This window comes from Pseudomonas ulcerans, assembly GCF_036324125.1.
GTDB classification, from domain to species: domain Bacteria; phylum Pseudomonadota; class Gammaproteobacteria; order Pseudomonadales; family Pseudomonadaceae; genus Aquipseudomonas; species Aquipseudomonas ulcerans.
In genome coordinates this window covers 46,788-64,653 of sequence record NZ_JAZDQN010000018.1, presented here as the reverse complement: position 1 = coordinate 64,653, position 17,866 = coordinate 46,788, and the positions used below count along the sequence as shown (strand labels likewise).

Below are 17,866 nucleotides of genomic sequence, written 5' to 3'. Positions count from 1 at the left end.
ATGTCCGACCCGCTCGACTCGTTGCTTGCCACTGATGCATGGAAGGAGGGTTTCAGCCACAACGCCCTGGCTCGCGGCCAGGTCTATGCACAGGACGGACGCGTCAGTATCACGAGTCACGACGGCAGTGTCATCCAGGCTGTCTGCGCGGGCTCAGGCGGCAATCGCTACAAGCAGACCCTGTCCTGCTTCAAACGATCGGGACGCTTCTGGCTCAACTGTCATTGCACCTGCCCGGTCGTTCATAACTGCAAGCACTGCGCCGCCGTGGTGTTTCATATCCACGCCGAAACCACCCGGCAGCCGGAAAAGATGCCAGCCGACCTGCAGACCTGGCTGGACGGCCTGGAGAAACCCGACCTTGCCACCGAGCCAGCCAGGCCGGACCGCCAGGGACGCGGCGTGTATTACTTCGTTCATTTCGATGAAGACATCTTCTGCCTCAAGCTGAGGAAAGGCACACGACAACCCAACGGACACATTCAGTTCTCCAAGCTGAATTCTCTCGCCGAGTTGCTCTACGAGCCGCCAAAGTACGTCACGCCCGAAGATCGCGAGATCCTGTTGCGCCTCAACCGCAAACAGCACACCTGGCTGATGACTTTCCCGCTGGACGAAAAGCACGACAGCGAAATTTTCCAACAGGCGCTGGACACGGGCCGCCTGATGATTGACGAGGCCATGCGGCCGGTTCAACCCGGCCCCTCCCGTCCTGGCGAATTCCGCTGGGTCCGCCGCGACAATGGCAATTATCGCGGCGACTGGTATGACGGCGACGAGCCGCTGGGGCGCGTGCTAGCCCTGCAACCGCTGTATTACTTCAACGGCGATACCTGGCAAGCCGGCCTGGTCCAGCATGGCCTCGACCCTCACGTTGCCCAGCAACTGACCCTCGCCCCGGATGTGCCGGAGCCACTGGTCGCGCAACTCAGCCACCGCCTCCATGCGCTGGACAAACAGGTCCCCACTCCGACCCGCCTCCAGGAAGAAACCCTCGATCACCTGCGCCCGACGGCCCACCTGATCCTCGCCAGCCATGAGTTCAGCGCCTACGCGCCGAAGACCGGACGCATGCAGCGCCAGTTGCAACACCGCGCCGCCCTATCCTTCGACTACGACGGCCTGCGCACCCACGGCACCGACGGCAAGCCGCTGGCCCGACTCGCCGGCAGCACCCGCCAGATCATCCAGCGCGACAAGGCGGCGGAGCAGGCGTTGCGCAAGACCCTGCAACGCTGGGGCTTCAAGGTCGCCACCCGGCAAAGCAAGGCCCTGCCGGAAAGCGCAGGCGAACTGCTCCTGCTGGACACCGACCAGCAATGGCTGGAATTCGCCCGCGAAGGTCTTCCCGCACTGCGCGCAGCCGGCTGGGAAATCGAGGTGCATGCGGACTTCGCCTTCAACCTTCAGGAGGTGGACGACTGGTACGCCGATATCGAGGAAAACGCCGGCCATCAGTGGTTCGACCTGGAACTGGGTATCGTGGTCAACGGCGAGCGCCACAGCCTGCTGCCGATCCTCCTGCATCTGCTACGCAGCAACCCGGAACTGCTGCGCGCCAGCGAACTGGCACGGCGCGGTGATGACGAACACCTGTTGATCGATCTGAACCGCCATCGCCATGGCGCCACCGCCGCGCGGGTGGCCCTGCCCTACGGGCGCATCAAGCCGTTGATGGCAACCCTCGGCGAGCTATACCTGAGCGAGAACGACGGCCGCAGCCTGCGCCTGTCCGCGCCGGACGCCGCACGCCTGAGCAACCTCGAGGGTATTTCCCTGACCTGGCAGGGCGGCGAGCGCCTGCGGAGTTTCGCCAGCCGCCTGAAAAGCGCCCCCTACACCGAAGTGCAAGCACCGCGAGGACTGAACGCAACGCTGCGCCCCTATCAACTCGAAGGCCTGAGCTGGCTGCAGACCCTGCGCGACCTGGAGGTCGGCGGTCTGCTCGGCGACGACATGGGCCTGGGCAAGACCCTGCAGACCCTCAGCCACGTGCTCGCGGAAAAGAATGCCGGTCGCCTGAAAAGCCCGGCACTGGTAGTCATGCCTACCAGCCTGATTCCCAACTGGCTGGACGAGGCCGAGCACTTCACCCCGCAGCTCAAGGTGGTCGCCCTGCATGGCGCCGCACGCACCCGGCACTTTGCCGAACTGCGCGACTACGATCTGGTCTTGACCACTTACGCCCTGCTGCCACGGGACCTGGAACACTTCACCGCGATCGACTGGCACCTGCTGATTCTCGACGAAGCGCAGAACATCAAGAACGCCACCAGCAAGGCCGCCCAGGCCGCCCGCGAGCTCAAGGCCAACCAGCGCCTGTGCCTGACCGGCACGCCAATGGAAAACAACCTCGGCGAACTCTGGTCGATCTTCCACTTCCTCATGCCCGGTTGGCTGGGCGACAGCAAGAGCTTCGCCCGCGACTACCGAACGCCGATCGAGAAACACGGCGACAGCGAGCGCATGAGCCACCTGGCCGCGCGCATCCGTCCGTTCCTGCTGCGCCGGACCAAAGAGCAGGTAGCCACCGAACTGCCGGCCAAGAGCGAGATCGTCCACTGGGTCGACCTCAGCGACGCCCAGCGCGACACCTACGAAACCGTGCGGGTAGCCCTGGACAGCAAGGTCCGCGCCGAGATCACCCGCAACGGTGCGGCGCGCAGCCAGATCATCGTCCTCGATGCCCTGCTCAAACTGCGCCAGGTCTGCTGCGACCTGCGCCTGGTGGCCAATGCCACGGTGAAGGGCTCGCAATCCGACAAGGGCAAGCTGGGCAGCCTGATGGACATGCTCGACGACCTGCTCAGCGAAGGGCGCAAAGTCCTCCTGTTCTCCCAGTTCACCTCGATGCTCGCGCTGATCGAGGAAGAGCTGGAGAAACGCAAGATCCGCTACAGCCTGCTGACCGGCGACACCAAGGACCGGCGCACGCCGGTGCAACAGTTCCAGAATGGCGAGACCCCGCTGTTCCTCATCAGCCTGAAGGCCGGCGGCACCGGCCTGAACCTGACGGCGGCGGACACGGTCATCCACTACGACCCATGGTGGAACCCGGCGACCGAGAACCAGGCCACCGACCGCGCCTACCGCATCGGCCAGGACAAACCGGTGTTCGTCTACAAGTTGATCACCCGGGGCACGGTGGAAGAAAAGATCCAGCAACTGCAGAAGGACAAGGCGGCGCTGGCGGCCGGGTTGCTGGAAGGGAAGGAAGCCGGACAGTGGAAGCTGGCGGCGGATGATATCGAGGCGCTGTTCTCTCCTTTGCCGGAGCAGCAGAAAGCCCGTTGAGCTGTAACGACAAGGGCCCCATCGCCGGCAAGCCAGCGATGGGGCCCTTGATCCAGCCAGTCAGTCGACCAGCTGTGCCTGCTTCAATGCCCCCAGCGCCTCCAGCCAGCGCGGCTGGTCACGATAATCAGTCCGCGCAAAGCCACGTCCACGCATCGCCGCGATCCGTGGTGAAGGCGTGACCTTCATCCGCTGCGCCGCGCTGAGCGCCAGCTCTGCCGCCGCCCGGTCGTTGCACACCAGGCCCATGTCGCAGCCTGCGCTCAGCGCCGCCTCGATCCGGCTGGCCGCATCACCCACCACGTGCGCACCGGCCATGGACAAGTCATCGCTGAAGATCACCCCGTCGAAACCCAGTTCGCCGCGCAGGATGTCCTGCAGCCAACGGCGAGAGAAACCGGCAGGCTGACTATCGACCTGTGGATAGATCACATGGGCCGGCATCACGGCGGCCAATTGCCCGCCAAGACGAGTGAACGGCACCAGGTCGGCCGCACGGATTTGCTCCAGGCTGCGCTCGTCGGTGGGGATGGCGACATGGGAGTCGGCCTCGGCCCAGCCATGGCCGGGGAAGTGTTTGCCGCAAGCGGCCATGCCTGCGGCGTTCATGCCGCGGATAAAGGCGCCAGCCAGGGCGGTGGCGCACTGCGGATCACCTTCGAAGGCACGGCTGCCGACCACGGCGCTGCGCTGATGATCGAGGTCGAGCACCGGGGCGAAACTCAGGTCCAGACCCACCGCCAGCACTTCGGTCGCCATGAGCCAGCCGCACTGCTCGGCGAGGTACTCGGCGTTCTCGTTGTCGGCGATGGCGCGCATCGCCGGCAGGCGCACGAAGCCCTGGCGCAGGCGCTGCACGCGCCCGCCTTCCTGGTCGACGGCGAGGATCAGGTCCGGTCGGATGGCACGTATCGACGCGGTCAGCTCGCGCACCTGCCGCGGGCTGTCGATGTTGCGGGCAAAGATGATCAGGCCGGCCACTTCGGGCTGGCGCAGGAAGTGACGGTCTTCGGCGGTCAGCCAGTGACCGGCGATATCCACCATCAGGGAGCCTTGCAGGCTGGCACTCATAATTGATCCTTCAGTTGACGGGGGCGCTGGCCCACTGCGGGCAGGCCGCTTCTTCGATGCGTACCGGGCAATGGGGCGGAACCTGATCGAACAGGCTCAGCAGGTCGGCATTGCGCAGGCGGATGCAGCCATGGGACAACGGCACGCCCATGGGTTCCGTGTCCGGCGTGCCGTGCAGGTAGATGTAGCGACGGAAGGTGTCCACCGGCCCCAGGCGATTGCGGCCGGGCTCGCAGCCACTGAGCCAGAGGATGCGGGTCAGGATCCAGTCGCGGCCGGGGAATTGCGCGTGCAGCTCGGGCGTCCAGGTTTCGCTGGTCCAGCGCCGTCCGCGCAGGACGGCCCCTTGCGGCAGGCCGGCGCCGATCTTCGCCCGCACCTGGTGCAAGCCGCGTGGCGTGCAGCCGGAGCCGTTGCGTTCACCGGGACCATTGAGCGCCGTGGAGACCGGCAGGCGCACGACCAGACGGCCCTGGGAAAACCCGTAGAGGCATTGGTCGGCAAGGGAAATGTGCAGCAGATCGAGAGTAGACATGGGGCGCTAGCTTAGCCGAAGCCAGGCGTCGCGCCCAGTCGCCGATCAGGCCTTGGCGGGCGCCGGCGCGCTGCCCGACTTGCTGCGCGGACGCAGTTGCGCGGCGGCCATGGCCTCGTCGGTAACGCCAGTATCGGCGCGCATGCCGGCGGCTAGGAACGGCACCATCAGGCGCATCACCTGCTCGATCGAGGTATCGACACCGAAGTCGGTCTCGGCGATCGCCCGCAGCGCCTTGATCCCGGACATGCTGAACGCCGCGGCGCCGAGCATGAAGTGCACGCGCCAGAACAGCTCGATCGGCGGAATGCGCGGGGCGGCTTCGTTGACCAGCAACATGTAGCGGCGGAACACCTTGCCGTACATGTCTTCCAGGTAACGGCGCAGGTGACCCTGACTCTGGCTGAAGGCCAGACCCAGCAGGCGCATGAAGATGGACAGGTCGTTGCCGCTGCGTGGCTGCACCACCAGCGCCTGCTCCACCAGCATCTCGAGGAGCTCCTCAAGGTTCGGCTTGTGCTCCGGGCGTGCCTGGCGACGGTCCAGTTCGCGTTCGAGGCTCTGGCAGAACGGCCCGAGGAAACGCGAGAAGACCGCCTGGATCAGGGCCTTCTTCGAGCCGAAGTGATAGTTGACCGCAGCCAGGTTGACCTCGGCCTTGCTGGTGATCAGTCGCAGCGAGGTCTCTGCGAAACCTTTTTCCGCGAACAATTGCTCGGCAGCATCGAGAATGCGTTCGACGGTTTCCGATTGGGCCATGGAAATAATCTACCTGACAAACAGTTGTTTGAAACATACGTTTCATGCGCGTGACTGTCAAGTCAGGCGCGCCATTAGATCACAGCTGCCTGCTCCCGGCTGCGGGGCTTTTTGGCGCCGCCCGGAGCTTGGCGCTTGCAGCTCGCCATCTACTGTATATAATTCCAGTCACTGTATAAAAAGACAGAGACCTCGACATGCTCAAACTGACGCCCCGCCAAGCTGAGATTCTGGCTTTTATCAAGCGCTGCCTTGAAGACAACGGCTTCCCTCCGACCCGGGCCGAAATCGCCCAGGAACTGGGCTTCAAGTCACCCAATGCCGCCGAGGAACATCTCAAGGCGCTGGCGCGCAAGGGCGCGATCGAGATGACGCCGGGCGCCTCCCGCGGCATCCGCATCCCCGGCTTCGAAGCCAAGGCCCAGGACGACAGCTCGCTGCCGATCATCGGTCGCGTCGCTGCCGGTGCGCCGATCCTCGCCGAACAGCACATCGAGGAATCCTGCGCCATCAACCCGGCCTTCTTCCATCCTCGCGCCGACTACCTGTTGCGCGTGCACGGCATGAGCATGAAGGACGTCGGCATCTTCGACGGTGACCTGCTCGCCGTACACACCTGCCGCGAAGCACGCAATGGGCAGATCGTCGTAGCCCGAATCGGTGACGAGGTAACGGTCAAGCGCTTCAAACGTGAAGGCAGCAAGGTCTGGCTGATTGCGGAAAACCCCGAATTCGCACCCATCGAGGTCAACCTGAAAGACCAGGATCTGGTGATCGAGGGTTTGAGCGTCGGCGTCATTCGCCGGTAACCAGGAGGCGTCATGCAGTATTCCCACGCACCACAGCAAGCACAGTTACCCCTGTTCGAGGCATTCCTGGCCCAGCCGGTCCTGCCCAAACTGAAAGCCGAGAAGCCCGCGCGCTCCACCAACGAGCCCCAGGCGTTCAGCGAATTGTCTTTCCGTGGTGCGCTGGAGCACTGCCACAACCTGCTGGCGCCGGTACTGCGTGAACTGAGCGAGGAACAGGACGCCCGCTGGCTGACCCTGATCGCCCCACCCGCGACCCTGACCCAGGCCTGGCTGCGGGATGCCGGCCTGAACCGCGAACGCATCCTGATCCTGCAGCCACGGGGCAACCAGAGCGCCCTGCAACTGGCCTGCGATGCCCTGCGCCTGGGCCGTAGCCATACCGTGGTGAGCTGGCTGAGCCCGGTCAGCAGCGCCGCGCGGCAACAGTTGACCCGCGCCGCGCACGCTGGCAGCGCGCAAAGCCTGAATATTCGTCTGGGCTGACACTTCAGAAATGCGATGACGCCGGGATTCCGGCTTCCTCATTGCGAGGAAGCCCGGCCATCATCAATGCAGGACCCGCGGCCCTTCCTCTTCCCGCTCGATCTCGCCTTCCACCAGGCGACCCGCCATCTGCACGCCCACGCTGAGCATGGCCTTGGCTACCTCGACATGCTGGCCCTGCAGGAACGCCTTGGCGTCCTCGGAGAAGTTCAGGGTCACCAGGGAACCCTCGTCCTCGGCACGGCGCAGTTCGATGCGACCGTCTGGCAATTCGACAATTTCTAGAAAGGACGTGGGCATATCAGGGCTGTTCTCCAGGAAAGGCGGGCATTGTACCAGCGACAAAGGCGATCAGCACTCACTCAAGCCTTCGCGGAAACGAACGGTCAGCTTCTTCAGGTTCTGCCGCCACTCTTCCAGTTCTTCCCGGGACAGAGGGGCTGCCTCGGGTGCGTCGAGGCTGACGGCATGGATCAGCGGTTGGGTGACGTCGCCTTTTGGCGCCTTGGTGGCGACCGGCGGTTTGAACAAATCGGAATAAGCTCTCAACAAAAGAGCCAGCCAGGTTTCCGATTGCTGGGCCAACTCGACCAGCTCGGCCATTTCCGGGATGGCGATGCTTTCCAGTACTTCGGGGGTCAGCAGCGACTCCGCACGTGGCGCGGCGGCCTGTGGCAGACGGTAGAAGCCGGCGATCTCATGGCACAACCCGAGTAACGCGCCATACAGGTGGAACAGTGCCGACTCGCGCTCGGCCTGGACCAGCGCCTGGGCATTCATGGCCTTGCTCTCCTGCGCCTTGCCAAGACTTTCGAGGGCCAGGCCGGCGAAGAAAATTTTCTGATTGGTGCGGGTGTAGAGTTCCTGGGCCATGAGGGGCGCTCTCCGATAAGGCTGCGGGGGCAAGTCCGTCAGTTTCGGGGAAGCCTCGGTCCGGCGCAAGGACCTCATCGCGGGTAAACAAAAAGGCCGTGCCTGACATCGCCAGGCACGGCCTCGGATCAGCACTTCAGCCAATCAGCTCTTGTCTTCGACCTTCCACGCCTTGCCGTCGTAGAACGCCTTCCAGCCCGTCGGCTTGCCGTCGACCTCGGTCTGCACGTACTGCTCCTTGGTCTTGCGGCTGTAGCGGATCACCGCCGGACGGCCTTCCGGGTCTTTCTGCGGCGCATCGCAGAGGAAGTGGTACTTCGGATCGATCTCGTGCTTGTGCGGGATGATCTCCAGCACCAGCGGCGCGCGGGTCTCGCGGTTCTTCGGGAACTGACTGGCGGCCAGGAACAGGCCCGAGGCACCATCACGCAGCACATAGGTGTCGTTGACCTTCTCGCACTTGAGCTCCGGCATGTCCACCTTGTCCATCTTCGGTGGCGCCGCCTCGCCGCTCTTGAGCAGCTTGCGGGTATTCTTGCATTCGGGGTTGGTGCAACCGAAGAACTTGCCGAAACGGCCAGTCTTGAGCTGCATCTCGCTGCCGCACTTGTCGCACTCCAGGCTCGGACCTTCGTAGCCCTTGATCCGGTAATTGCCTTCCTCGATCTCGTAGCCCGCGCAATCCGGGTTGTTGCCGCAGATATGCAGCTTGTGCTTCTCGTCCAGCAGGTAGGCATCCATCGCCGTCGCGCAGATCGGGCAGCGGTGCTTGCCACGCAGCACGCGGGACTCGGACTCACCCTCGTCGTCCGCGGCGATCTCGTCGCCCGGCACCAGGTTGACCGTAGCCTTGCAGCGCTCCTTCGGTGGCAGGCTGTAGCCCGAGCAACCGAGGAACACGCCGGTAGAGGCGGTACGGATCATCATGTGCCGGCCGCATTCCTTGCATGGAATGTCGGTCGGGGTCGGCTGATTGGCACGCATGCCGTCTTCACTGGACTCGGCAGCCTGCAGCTTCTTGCTGAAATCGCCATAGAACTCGTCCAGCACGTTCTTCCAGTCACGCTCGCCCTGGGCCACGTCGTCGAGGTTCTCTTCCATGCCGGCGGTGAAGCCGTAGTCCATCAGGTTGGAGAAGCTCTCGGACAGGCGCTCGGTGACGATGTCGCCCATCTTCTCGGAGTAGAAGCGGCGGTTGTGCAGGGTCACGTAGCCGCGGTCCTGGATGGTGGAAATGATCGCTGCGTAGGTCGATGGACGCCCGATGCCGCGTTTTTCCATTTCCTTGACCAGGCTGGCTTCGGAGTAGCGCGCTGGCGGCTTGGTGAAGTGCTGGCTCGGATCGAGCTGGATCAGCTTGAGCACTTCGCCCTGGTTGATTTCCGGCAGGACGTCATCCTCGCCCGGCTTGCTCTGCTGCGGCAGCACCCGTGTGTAACCGTCGAACTTGAGGATACGGCCCTTGGCGCGCAGCTCGAAGTCGCCGGCGGCGACGCTGACGGTGGTCGACAGGTATTGCGCCGGCGGCATCTGGCAGGCCAGGAACTGGCGCCAGATCAGCTCGTACAGGCGCTCGGCGTCACGTTCCATGCCGCTCAGCTTGCTCGGATGGGTATTGACGTCGGACGGACGGATCGCTTCGTGCGCCTCCTGGGCGCCTTCCTTGCTGCCGTAGACGATCGGCGCGTCGGGCAGGTACTTCTTGCCGAACTCCTTCTCGATGTAGGCCCGCGCCATGTCCAGCGCGTCGGTCGAGAGGTTGGTGGAGTCGGTACGCATGTAGGTGATGTAGCCGGCTTCGTAGAGCCGTTGCGCCATCATCATGGTCTTCTTCACGCCGAAACCGAGACGGTTGCTCGCCGCCTGCTGCAGGGTCGAAGTGATGAACGGCGCCGACGGCTTGGAGCTGGTCGGACGGTCTTCACGCTTGGCCACGCTGTAGCTGGACGCCTTGAGCTTCTCCAGCGCCGCCATGGCCTGGGCTTCGTTCAGCGGCTTGAAGGCCTCGCCGTTCTCGCGGGCCACTTCGAAGCGCACCTTGGCGTCCTTGGCGGTGCCCAGGTCGGCGTGGACTTCCCAGTATTCTTCGGGGATGAAGGCACGGATCTCGCGCTCGCGCTCGACCACCAGCTTCACCGCCACCGACTGCACCCGCCCGGCCGACAGGCCACGGGCGATCTTCGACCAGAGCAGCGGAGAGACCATGTAGCCGACCACGCGGTCGAGGAAGCGCCGGGCTTGCTGCGCATTGACCCGATCGATATCGAGGTCGCCTGGCTGGGAGAAGGCATCCTGGATGGCCTTCTTGGTGATTTCGTTGAACACCACGCGCTTGTAGCGGCTGTCGTCACCACCGATGGCTTCCCGCAGGTGCCAGGCGATGGCCTCCCCTTCGCGGTCCAAGTCGGTTGCGAGATAGATGGTGTCGGCATCCTTGGCCAGGCGACGCAATTCGTCGATGACCTTCTCCTTGCCCGGGAGAATCTCGTACTTGGCCTTCCAGCCATGATCCGGATCGACGCCCATGCGTGCGACCAGTTGCTTGCGTGCCTTTTCCTTGGGCGACAGTGCCGGGGCTTCACCGGCGGTCTTGCCGCGCTTGGCCGCAGGCTCCTTGCTGGCGCTGGCCGAACCGCTGGTGGGCAGGTCTCGGATATGGCCGATACTCGACTTCACCACGTACTGGCTGCCCAGGTACTTGTTGATGGTCTTGGCCTTAGCCGGGGATTCCACAATGACCAGCGATTTGCCCATGGATCGGAAAATTCCTGAATATCGAAAATAAAAACACGGCAGGTACCTGACGCGGCACCGCTATATATAGTGGCTATAGAATGAGGTCAAGCGCGGGAGTTCAGCCGCCTGCGCCACTGGGACGCGAAAACAGCGTCGCCTCGGCCTCCACCAAAGCAAAGCGTGGCACCTGCTCCCCGTCAACTTCAACCGACTCCAGGAACATCGACAACGGTCGCACCCAGAGGCCGAATTCGCCGTACAGGGCCTGGTAGAACACCACCCACTCCTCGCTCTCGGAATGCCTCGCCACGCCGAAGACACGGTACTCAGGCCCCTTGTAGTGCCGGTATACGCCTGGCTGTATCTGCATGCCGCCCACCCCTCTTGAGAAAAAATCCGAAAAAACAAAAACCGGGGCACCAGGCCCCGGTTTGGTCAACCCACGCGATCAGACGCGCTCGAAGACCGTGGTGATGCCCTGGCCGAGGCCGACGCACATGGTCGACACGCCCAGGGTACCGCCGTTCTGCTTCATGACGTTGAGCAGCGTACCGGAGATCCGCGCGCCCGAGCATCCGAACGGGTGACCCAGGGCGATGGCACCGCCGTGAAGGTTAACCTTCTCATCCATCTTGTCGAGCACTTTCAGATCCTTCAGCACTGGCAGGGCCTGTGCAGCGAAGGCTTCGTTGAGCTCGAAGAAGTCGATGTCGGCAATGCTCAGACCCGCGCGCTTGAGCGCTTTCTGAGTTGCCGGCACCGGGCCGTAGCCCATGATCGCCGGGTCGACACCGGCCACCGCCATGGAGCGGATCACCGCCAGCGGCTGGATGCCCAGGTCCTGGGCACGCTGGGCCGACATGACGATCATGCACGAGGCGCCGTCGGTGATCTGCGAGGAGGTACCCGCGGTCACGGTGCCGCCTTTCGGGTTGAAGGCAGGCTTCAACGCGGCCAGGCTTTCCAGGGTGGTATCCGGACGGATGGTTTCATCGTAGTCGAAGACCTTGAGGAAGCCGTTCTCGTCATAGCCCTGCATCGGGATGATCTCGTCCTTGAACTTGCCTTCCACGGTGGCCTTGTGGGCCAGCTGGTGGGAGCGCAGGCCGAACAGGTCCTGCTGTTCGCGGCTGATGCCGTGCATCTTGCCAAGCATCTCGGCGGTCAGGCCCATCATGCCCGAGGCCTTGGCGGCGTACAGGGACATGTGCGGGTTCGGATCGACGCCGTGCATCATGCTGACGTGGCCCATGTGCTCGACGCCACCGACGACGAAGACGTCGCCGTTGCCGGTCATGATCGCCTGGGCGGCGGTGTGCAGCGCGCTCATCGACGAGCCGCACAGGCGGCTGACGGTCTGGCCGGCAGCGGTGTGCGGGATCTGGGTCATCAGCGACGCCATGCGCGCGATGTTCCAGCCCTGCTCCAGGGTCTGGTTGACGCAGCCCCAGATCACGTCCTCGACTTCCGCCGGGTCGATCTTGCTGTTGCGCTCCAGCACCTTGCTGATCAGGTGCGCGGACATGTCTTCGGCACGGGTATTGCGGTGCATGCCACCCTTGGAGCGGCCCATCGGCGTGCGACCGAAGTCGACAATCACCACGTCTCTTGGATTCAGGCTCATATATTTACTCTCGCTCTATACCGTTGGGCGCTTAACCGAAGAAGCGCTGGCCGTTCTTGGCCATCTCGCGCAGCTTGGCGGTGGGGTGGTACAGCGGGCCCAGATCGGCGTACTTGTCTGCCAGGGCGACGAATTCGGCCACACCGATCGAGTCGATGTAGCGCAGCGCGCCACCACGGAAGGGAGGGAAACCGATGCCGTAGACCAGGCCCATGTCGGCCTCGGCTGCGGTCTCGACGATGCCGTCTTCCAGGCAGCGCACGGTTTCCAGGCACAGCGGGACCATCATCCAGTTGATGATGTCCTCGTCGCTCACCTCGCGTTGTTCGAAGACGATCGGCTTGAGCACTTCCAGCACCGAGGCGTCGGCGACTTTCTTCGGCTTGCCGCGCTTGTCGGTCTCGTAGGCGTAGAAGCCCTTGCCGTTCTTCTGGCCAAGGCGGTTGGCCTCGTACAAGGCGTCGACGGCGGAACGACGGTCATCCTTCATGCGGTCCGGGAAGCCCTCGGCCATGACGTCGCGACCGTGGTGGCCGGTGTCGATGCCGACCACGTCCATCAGGTAGGCCGGGCCCATCGGCCAGCCGAACTTCTCCATGACCTTGTCGATACGGACGAAGTCGACGCCGGCGCTGACCAGCTTGGCGAAGCCGCCGAAGTACGGGAACAGCACACGGTTGACCAGGAAGCCCGGGCAGTCGTTGACCACGATCGGGTTCTTGCCCATTTTCTTGGCGTAGGCAACGGTGGTGGCGACCGCCACTTCGCTGGACTTCTCGCCACGGATCACTTCCACCAGCGGCATCATGTGCACCGGGTTGAAGAAGTGCATGCCGACGAAGTTTTCCGGACGCTTCAGGGCCTTGGCCAGCAGGTTGATGGAGATGGTCGAGGTGTTCGAGGCGAGGATCGCATCTTCCTTGACCTGGCCTTCCACTTCAGCCAGAACGGCCTGCTTGACCTTCGGGTTCTCGACCACGGCTTCGACGACGATGTCGACGTTGGCAAAATCGCCGTAGGACAGGGTCGGACGAATCGCGTTCAGCGCTTCGGCCATCTTCGCCGGGGTCAGGCGACCTTTCTCGACGCGCTTGCCGAGCAGCTTGGAGGCCTCGTTCAGGCCGAGCTGGATGGCTTCCTCGCGGATATCCTTCATCAGGATCGGGGTGCCCTTGACCGCCGACTGGTAGGCGATGCCACCACCCATGATGCCGGCGCCGAGCACGGCGGCCTGCTTCACGTCGTGGGCGATCTCGTCATGGGCCTTGGCTTTGCGCTTCAGTTCCTGGTCATTGAGGAACAGGCCGATCAGGCTTTCCGCAACCGAGGTCTTGGCCAGCTTGGCGAAGCCGGCGGCCTCGACGTCGAGGGCCTTGTCACGGGCGAAGTTGGCGGCTTTCTGGATGGTCTTGATCGCTTCGACCGGGGCCGGGTAGTTCGGACCGGCCTGGCCGGCAACGAAGCCCTTGGCGGTTTCGAAGGCCATCATCTGCTCGATGGCGTTCAGCTTGAGCTTTTCCAGTTTCGGCTGGCGCTTGGCCTTGTGATCGAACTCGCCGCTGATGGCGCGCTTGACCAGGTCCAGGGCAGCTTCCTGCAGTTTCTCAGGGGCGACCACAGCGTCGACGGCACCGACCTTGAGGGCGTCTTCGGCACGGTTTTCCTTGCCGGAAGCGATCCACTCGATGGCGTTGTCGGCACCGATCAGGCGCGGCAGGCGCACGGTGCCGCCAAAGCCCGGGTAGATGCCCAGCTTGACTTCCGGCAGGCCGATCTTGGCACTGGCGGACATCACGCGGAAGTCGGCCGCCAGGCACATCTCCAGGCCGCCACCCAGGGCGATGCCGTTGATGGCGACGACGGTCGGCACTTCGAGGTCTTCGAAGTCACTGAAAATGCGGTTGGCTTCCAGGTTGCCGGCGACCAGTTCGGCCTCGGGCAGCTTGAAGTTGTCGACAAACTCGGTGATGTCCGCGCCGACGATGAAGACGTCCTTGCCACTGCTGACAATCACGCCCTTGATCGAAGCGTCGGCCTTGATGGTGTCCACCGCCTGACGCAGTTCGTTCAGGGTAAGACGGTTGAATTTGTTGACGGACTCACCCTTGAGGTCGAACTTCAGTTCGACGATGCCGCTTTCAAGAGCCTTAACCGTGATGGCTTTACCTTCGTAAATCATCAACTGATCTCCACGATATGGAAGCTGAACTGTACACGCTGATCGCTGTAGCGCTGGCCGGCAACCGCCGCCGCTTCGCTGCAGACATACCCTTCAGCGCGATAGGTCGGGATTCTGTATGAGCTTTCTGACATACAAACGCTCAATTCATACGCCCGTTTGACTGGGGTGTGCACACATTCACCGAAAAGAATGCCTTTGTCAAACCCCCCAAAGGGCTGGAGGAATGCGACTTTCCGGTCAGTTCTGCTCGGCTTTTGAGCAATCCACGATGATGGTGATCGACCATCATTCACGTAAGCGATAGACGTCACGGCCGGGAAAAGGATCCAACCGTTAAACATCGTGAAGGAGAAAAAAGAAGGGGATTTGACGCGCGGAAAAAACGTTTGCGCTCTACACTGCCAGCAACTGAAAACTTCACCGGCCTGCTTGGCCTTTTTTTCAGTGCGTTCAGTGCATTGCAGCCCGCCCGGGAAACCGGCGGGCTTTTTTCATGCCAGGGTCTTGAGGACCTGGGCAACATCCTGCAATACAGCAGCGCCCTCACGCTCGCCCCAGCACAGGGCGATCATCTGCGTCCCGGCTTCCGCCTTGTAGACGCTGGGCGGCAAGCGTTTCAACTGTTCCAGCAGCCGCTCGTCCTCACAGGGCTCGCGCCACTGGTTGAGCCACAGGCCCGGCGCAGTCTGCCAGTAACACCAGCTATCGCTGCTGCCCTTGCGCCGCGCCTGGTGGTATTGCGCACAGGTGGCCGGCGGCTCTTCCGGCAGCCAGTGCGGCCAGGTCTGCGGCGCCAGTTGCATGGCCAGGCCCATGCGCCGGGCCTCCAGGCGCACGGCCATCCGCCCGCTCATGCGCCGCGATGGCAACAGCCAGGCCAGGGGGCTGAGGATCAGCGCGAGGATTGACACTACTACCCAGACCGTCATATCTGTTATTCCTATCAAGACTTTACCAATGAGCTGGTTAGCCGCAGCCGGATGCGATCAGCCTGAAACGGACCATACTTCACTTACTGCGATTGTCAGGAGAACCTCTCATGCCCTACGAACACATTCTGGTTGCCGTCGACCTGACCGAGGAATGCGATCCGGTGATCAAGCGCGCCCGCGAGCTGGCGGGACCAGGCAACGCCAAGGTGTCACTGGTGCATATCGTCGAACCGATGGCCATGGCCTTTGGCGGCGATGTGCCGATGGACCTGTCGCAACTGCAACAGCAGCAGTTCGACCAGGCCAAGGAACGCATGGATCGCCTGTTCAACAAGTACCCGGAGATCAATCGCGGCGATTCGCACCTGACCTACGGCCAGCCACGCCAGGAAATCCACCAGCTGGCCAAGGACCAGCGCTGCGACCTGATCGTGGTCGGCAGCCATGGCCGCCATGGCCTGGCGCTGCTGCTGGGCTCCACTGCCAATGATGTGCTGCACGGCGCACCGTGCGATGTCCTGGCGGTGCGGCTGCAGAAGAAACCTGAGTAACCTGTGAAAGGGGCCGCCATGCGGCCCCTTCTTGTTTCAGCCGTCCAGTTCTGCCCAGCGCTCCACCAGTCCGTCCAGCTCGGCCTGCATCTTCTCCAGGTCAGCTAGCACCTTGCTGGTGTGCCCGATCGGCTTCTGATAGAAGCCCGGGTCGGAGATTTCCTGCTGCACCGCAGCCATCTTCCCTTCCAGTGCCTCGATCTGCCCCGGCAGGGCTTCCAGTTCGCGCTGCAGCTTGTAGCTGAGCTTCTTCTTCGCATCCGGTGCAGCGGCAGCTGGCGCGGCCACAGGCTCGACGACCGGAGCAGCCACCACCGCACTGTTCAGCTCGGACTTGCCCGACTTGCTCTCGCTGACACCCAGCAGGCGCGGCGAACCACCCTGGCGGATCCAGTCCTGGTAACCACCGACATACTCACGCACGCGCCCCTCGCCTTCGAAGACCAGGGTGCTGGTCACCACGTTGTCGAGGAAGGCCCGGTCGTGGCTGACCATCAGCACGGTGCCCTTGTAGCCGGACAGCACTTCCTCCAGCAGCTCCAGGGTTTCCACGTCGAGGTCGTTGGTCGGTTCGTCGAGCACCAGCAGGTTGGCCGGCTTGCTGAACAGCTTGGCCAGCAGCAGCCGCGCGCGCTCGCCCCCGGACAGCGCCTTGACCGGCGTACGCGCACGCTGCGGGCTGAACAGGAAGTCGCCGAGGTAGCTCAGCACGTGGCGGCTCTGGCCGTCGATCTCGATGAAGTCGCGGCCTTCGGCGAGGTTGTCGATCACGGTCTTTTCCAGCTCAAGCTGGTTGCGCAACTGGTCGAAATAGGCCACTTCCAGGCGGGTGCCGGACTCGACCTTGCCGCTGCTCGGCTGCAGGTCGCCGAGCATCAGCTTGAGCAGGGTGGTCTTGCCGGTACCGTTGGCGCCGAGCAGGCCGATGCGGTCCTCGCGCTGCAGGACCATGGAGAAATCCTTGACCAGGGTCGGGCCACCAGGATGGGCGAAGCTGACGTTCTCGAGGACCATCACCTGCTTGCCGGATTTTTCCGCCGCTTCGATCTGGATGTTCGCCTTGCCCTGGCGCTCGCGGCGTTCGCTGCGCTCGACGCGCAGGGCCTTGAGGGCACGCACACGGCCTTCGTTACGGGTACGCCGGGCCTTGATGCCCTGGCGGATCCACACCTCTTCCTGGGCCAGGCGCTTGTCGAACAGCGCGTTGGCGGTTTCTTCCGCCGCCAGTTCCGCTTCCTTGTGCACGAGGAAGCTGGCGTAGTCGCCGTTCCAGTCGATCAGGCCGCCGCGGTCCAGTTCAAGGATGCGGGTGGCCAGGTTCTGCAGGAAGGAACGATCGTGAGTGATGAACAGGACCGCGCCATTGAAGCTGCTCAGCGCGTCTTCCAGCCAGGCGATGGCACCGATATCCAGGTGGTTGGTCGGCTCGTCGAGCAGCAGCAGGTCAGGCTCGGACACCAGCGCCTGGGCCAGCAGTACACGGCGGCGCCAGCCACCGGAAAGCTCGGCGAGGGTCTTGTCGGCCGGCAGCTGCAGGCGGCTCAGGGTGCTGTCCACCAGTTGCTGCAGGCGCCAGCCATCACGAGCCTCGAGGTCCTGCTGGACGTGCATGAGCTTTTCCAGGTCGGCATCGCTGTGGATGTTCTGGCTCAGGTGATGGTATTCGGCGAGCAGGCTGCCGACCCCTTGCAGGCCCTCGGCGACCACGTCGAACACGGTACGGTCGTCGGCCACCGGCAATTCCTGCGGCAGTTCGCCGATCTTCAGGCCAGGGGCACGCCAGATCTCGCCGTCGTCAGGTTTCTGGTCGCCCTTGACCAGGCGCAGCATGCTCGACTTGCCGGTACCGTTGCGGCCGATGATGCAGACCCGCTCACCACGGGCGATCTGCCAGGACACCTTGTCCAACAGGGGCATGGCGCCGAAGGCGAGGCAGACATCGCTGAATTTGAGCAGGCTCATGATCTTCTCCAGAAAGCGGGCGCGCATTCTACCCGACTTGCTCGGAGGACAC

At 63.5% G+C, this 17,866-nt stretch carries 15 protein-coding genes; 4 read left to right on the top strand and 11 right to left on the bottom strand.

What is annotated here, in order from left to right:
* Positions 1–3,294 carry a DEAD/DEAH box helicase gene (locus V0R59_RS17305; protein ID WP_330074629.1) on the top strand — a complete coding sequence of 1,098 codons (3,294 nt, stop codon included), beginning with the start codon at positions 1–3 and terminating at the stop codon, positions 3,292–3,294.
* Between the two features lie 60 nt (positions 3,295–3,354).
* Here V0R59_RS17305 and nagZ read toward each other — a convergent pair whose 3' ends face one another.
* From nagZ to V0R59_RS17290, 3 genes are read right to left on the bottom strand one after another with little or no spacing between them, the layout of a single operon-like run.
* Complete coding sequence (nagZ, locus tag V0R59_RS17300; RefSeq protein ID WP_330074726.1) at positions 3,355–4,353, bottom strand: beta-N-acetylhexosaminidase; 999 nt, start codon at positions 4,351–4,353, stop codon at positions 3,355–3,357.
* 22 nt (positions 4,354–4,375) lie between these two features.
* On the bottom strand, positions 4,376–4,900 hold the full coding sequence (locus tag V0R59_RS17295; RefSeq protein ID WP_330074628.1) for a L,D-transpeptidase: 525 nt from the start codon (positions 4,898–4,900) through the stop codon (positions 4,376–4,378).
* A gap of 45 nt (positions 4,901–4,945) precedes the next feature.
* Entirely contained in the window at positions 4,946–5,659 is a 714-nt protein-coding gene (locus tag V0R59_RS17290; RefSeq protein WP_330074627.1) for a TetR/AcrR family transcriptional regulator, read from the bottom strand.
* A 197-nt stretch (positions 5,660–5,856) separates the two neighbouring features.
* Here V0R59_RS17290 and lexA point away from each other — a divergent pair, with 197 nt between their 5' ends.
* Entirely contained in the window at positions 5,857–6,468 is a 612-nt protein-coding gene (lexA, locus tag V0R59_RS17285; protein WP_330074626.1) for a transcriptional repressor LexA, read from the top strand.
* A 12-nt stretch (positions 6,469–6,480) separates the two neighbouring features.
* On the top strand, positions 6,481–6,954 hold the full coding sequence (gene sulA / locus V0R59_RS17280) for an SOS-induced cell division inhibitor SulA (RefSeq protein WP_330074625.1): 474 nt from the start codon (positions 6,481–6,483) through the stop codon (positions 6,952–6,954).
* A gap of 63 nt (positions 6,955–7,017) precedes the next feature.
* Here the strand turns inward: sulA and V0R59_RS17275 are convergent, their stop codons facing one another.
* The 7 genes from V0R59_RS17275 to V0R59_RS17245 form a co-directional block, all read right to left on the bottom strand.
* The gene (locus V0R59_RS17275) at positions 7,018–7,254 is read right to left on the bottom strand and encodes a hypothetical protein (RefSeq protein WP_330074624.1); all 237 of its coding nucleotides are present in this window, start codon (positions 7,252–7,254) and stop codon (positions 7,018–7,020) included.
* A gap of 51 nt (positions 7,255–7,305) precedes the next feature.
* The gene (locus V0R59_RS17270) at positions 7,306–7,827 is read right to left on the bottom strand and encodes a DUF6586 family protein (protein ID WP_330074623.1); all 522 of its coding nucleotides are present in this window, start codon (positions 7,825–7,827) and stop codon (positions 7,306–7,308) included.
* Between the two features lie 144 nt (positions 7,828–7,971).
* Positions 7,972–10,581 (bottom strand): type I DNA topoisomerase, encoded by a 2,610-nt coding sequence (topA, locus tag V0R59_RS17265; protein ID WP_330074622.1) that lies wholly within the window; start codon positions 10,579–10,581, stop codon positions 7,972–7,974.
* Between the two features lie 100 nt (positions 10,582–10,681).
* Positions 10,682–10,933: a DUF1653 domain-containing protein gene (locus V0R59_RS17260; protein ID WP_330074621.1), complete on the bottom strand. Its 252-nt coding sequence runs from the start codon at positions 10,931–10,933 to the stop codon at positions 10,682–10,684.
* Positions 10,934–11,011: 78 nt separating this feature from the next.
* Entirely contained in the window at positions 11,012–12,187 is a 1,176-nt protein-coding gene (gene fadA / locus V0R59_RS17255; protein ID WP_330074620.1) for an acetyl-CoA C-acyltransferase FadA, read from the bottom strand.
* Positions 12,188–12,218: 31 nt separating this feature from the next.
* Positions 12,219–14,366, bottom strand: coding sequence for a fatty acid oxidation complex subunit alpha FadB (gene fadB, locus V0R59_RS17250; RefSeq protein WP_330074619.1), 2,148 nt, complete (start codon positions 14,364–14,366; stop codon positions 12,219–12,221).
* A gap of 494 nt (positions 14,367–14,860) precedes the next feature.
* Positions 14,861–15,298: a hypothetical protein gene (locus tag V0R59_RS17245; protein ID WP_330074618.1), complete on the bottom strand. Its 438-nt coding sequence runs from the start codon at positions 15,296–15,298 to the stop codon at positions 14,861–14,863.
* Positions 15,299–15,408: 110 nt separating this feature from the next.
* On the opposite strand from V0R59_RS17245, the gene V0R59_RS17240 reads away from it, so the two are divergent.
* A complete protein-coding gene (locus tag V0R59_RS17240; RefSeq protein ID WP_330074617.1) occupies positions 15,409–15,852 on the top strand; it encodes a universal stress protein in 444 nt (147 codons plus the stop codon).
* 36 nt (positions 15,853–15,888) lie between these two features.
* Here the strand turns inward: V0R59_RS17240 and V0R59_RS17235 are convergent, their stop codons facing one another.
* Entirely contained in the window at positions 15,889–17,814 is a 1,926-nt protein-coding gene (locus V0R59_RS17235) for an ATP-binding cassette domain-containing protein (RefSeq protein ID WP_330074616.1), read from the bottom strand.
* Positions 17,815–17,866 lie beyond the last annotated feature (52 nt).

What these genes read in the sequence shown, in the direction of transcription:
- V0R59_RS17275 (WP_330074624.1), bottom strand. Translation starts at nt 7,254, where the DNA reads ATGCCCACGTCCTTTCTAGAAATTGTCGAATTGCCAGACGGTCGCATC.
- V0R59_RS17245 (WP_330074618.1), bottom strand. Translation starts at nt 15,298, where the DNA reads ATGACGGTCTGGGTAGTAGTGTCAATCCTCGCGCTGATCCTCAGCCCC.
- V0R59_RS17295 (WP_330074628.1), bottom strand. Translation starts at nt 4,900, where the DNA reads ATGTCTACTCTCGATCTGCTGCACATTTCCCTTGCCGACCAATGCCTC.
- V0R59_RS17305 (WP_330074629.1), top strand. Translation starts at nt 1, where the DNA reads ATGTCCGACCCGCTCGACTCGTTGCTTGCCACTGATGCATGGAAGGAG.
- V0R59_RS17260 (WP_330074621.1), bottom strand. Translation starts at nt 10,933, where the DNA reads ATGCAGATACAGCCAGGCGTATACCGGCACTACAAGGGGCCTGAGTAC.
- V0R59_RS17270 (WP_330074623.1), bottom strand. Translation starts at nt 7,827, where the DNA reads ATGGCCCAGGAACTCTACACCCGCACCAATCAGAAAATTTTCTTCGCC.
- fadB (WP_330074619.1), bottom strand. Translation starts at nt 14,366, where the DNA reads ATGATTTACGAAGGTAAAGCCATCACGGTTAAGGCTCTTGAAAGCGGC.
- V0R59_RS17235 (WP_330074616.1), bottom strand. Translation starts at nt 17,814, where the DNA reads ATGAGCCTGCTCAAATTCAGCGATGTCTGCCTCGCCTTCGGCGCCATG.
- sulA (WP_330074625.1), top strand. Translation starts at nt 6,481, where the DNA reads ATGCAGTATTCCCACGCACCACAGCAAGCACAGTTACCCCTGTTCGAG.
- lexA (WP_330074626.1), top strand. Translation starts at nt 5,857, where the DNA reads ATGCTCAAACTGACGCCCCGCCAAGCTGAGATTCTGGCTTTTATCAAG.
- topA (WP_330074622.1), bottom strand. Translation starts at nt 10,581, where the DNA reads ATGGGCAAATCGCTGGTCATTGTGGAATCCCCGGCTAAGGCCAAGACC.
- V0R59_RS17240 (WP_330074617.1), top strand. Translation starts at nt 15,409, where the DNA reads ATGCCCTACGAACACATTCTGGTTGCCGTCGACCTGACCGAGGAATGC.
- V0R59_RS17290 (WP_330074627.1), bottom strand. Translation starts at nt 5,659, where the DNA reads ATGGCCCAATCGGAAACCGTCGAACGCATTCTCGATGCTGCCGAGCAA.
- fadA (WP_330074620.1), bottom strand. Translation starts at nt 12,187, where the DNA reads ATGAGCCTGAATCCAAGAGACGTGGTGATTGTCGACTTCGGTCGCACG.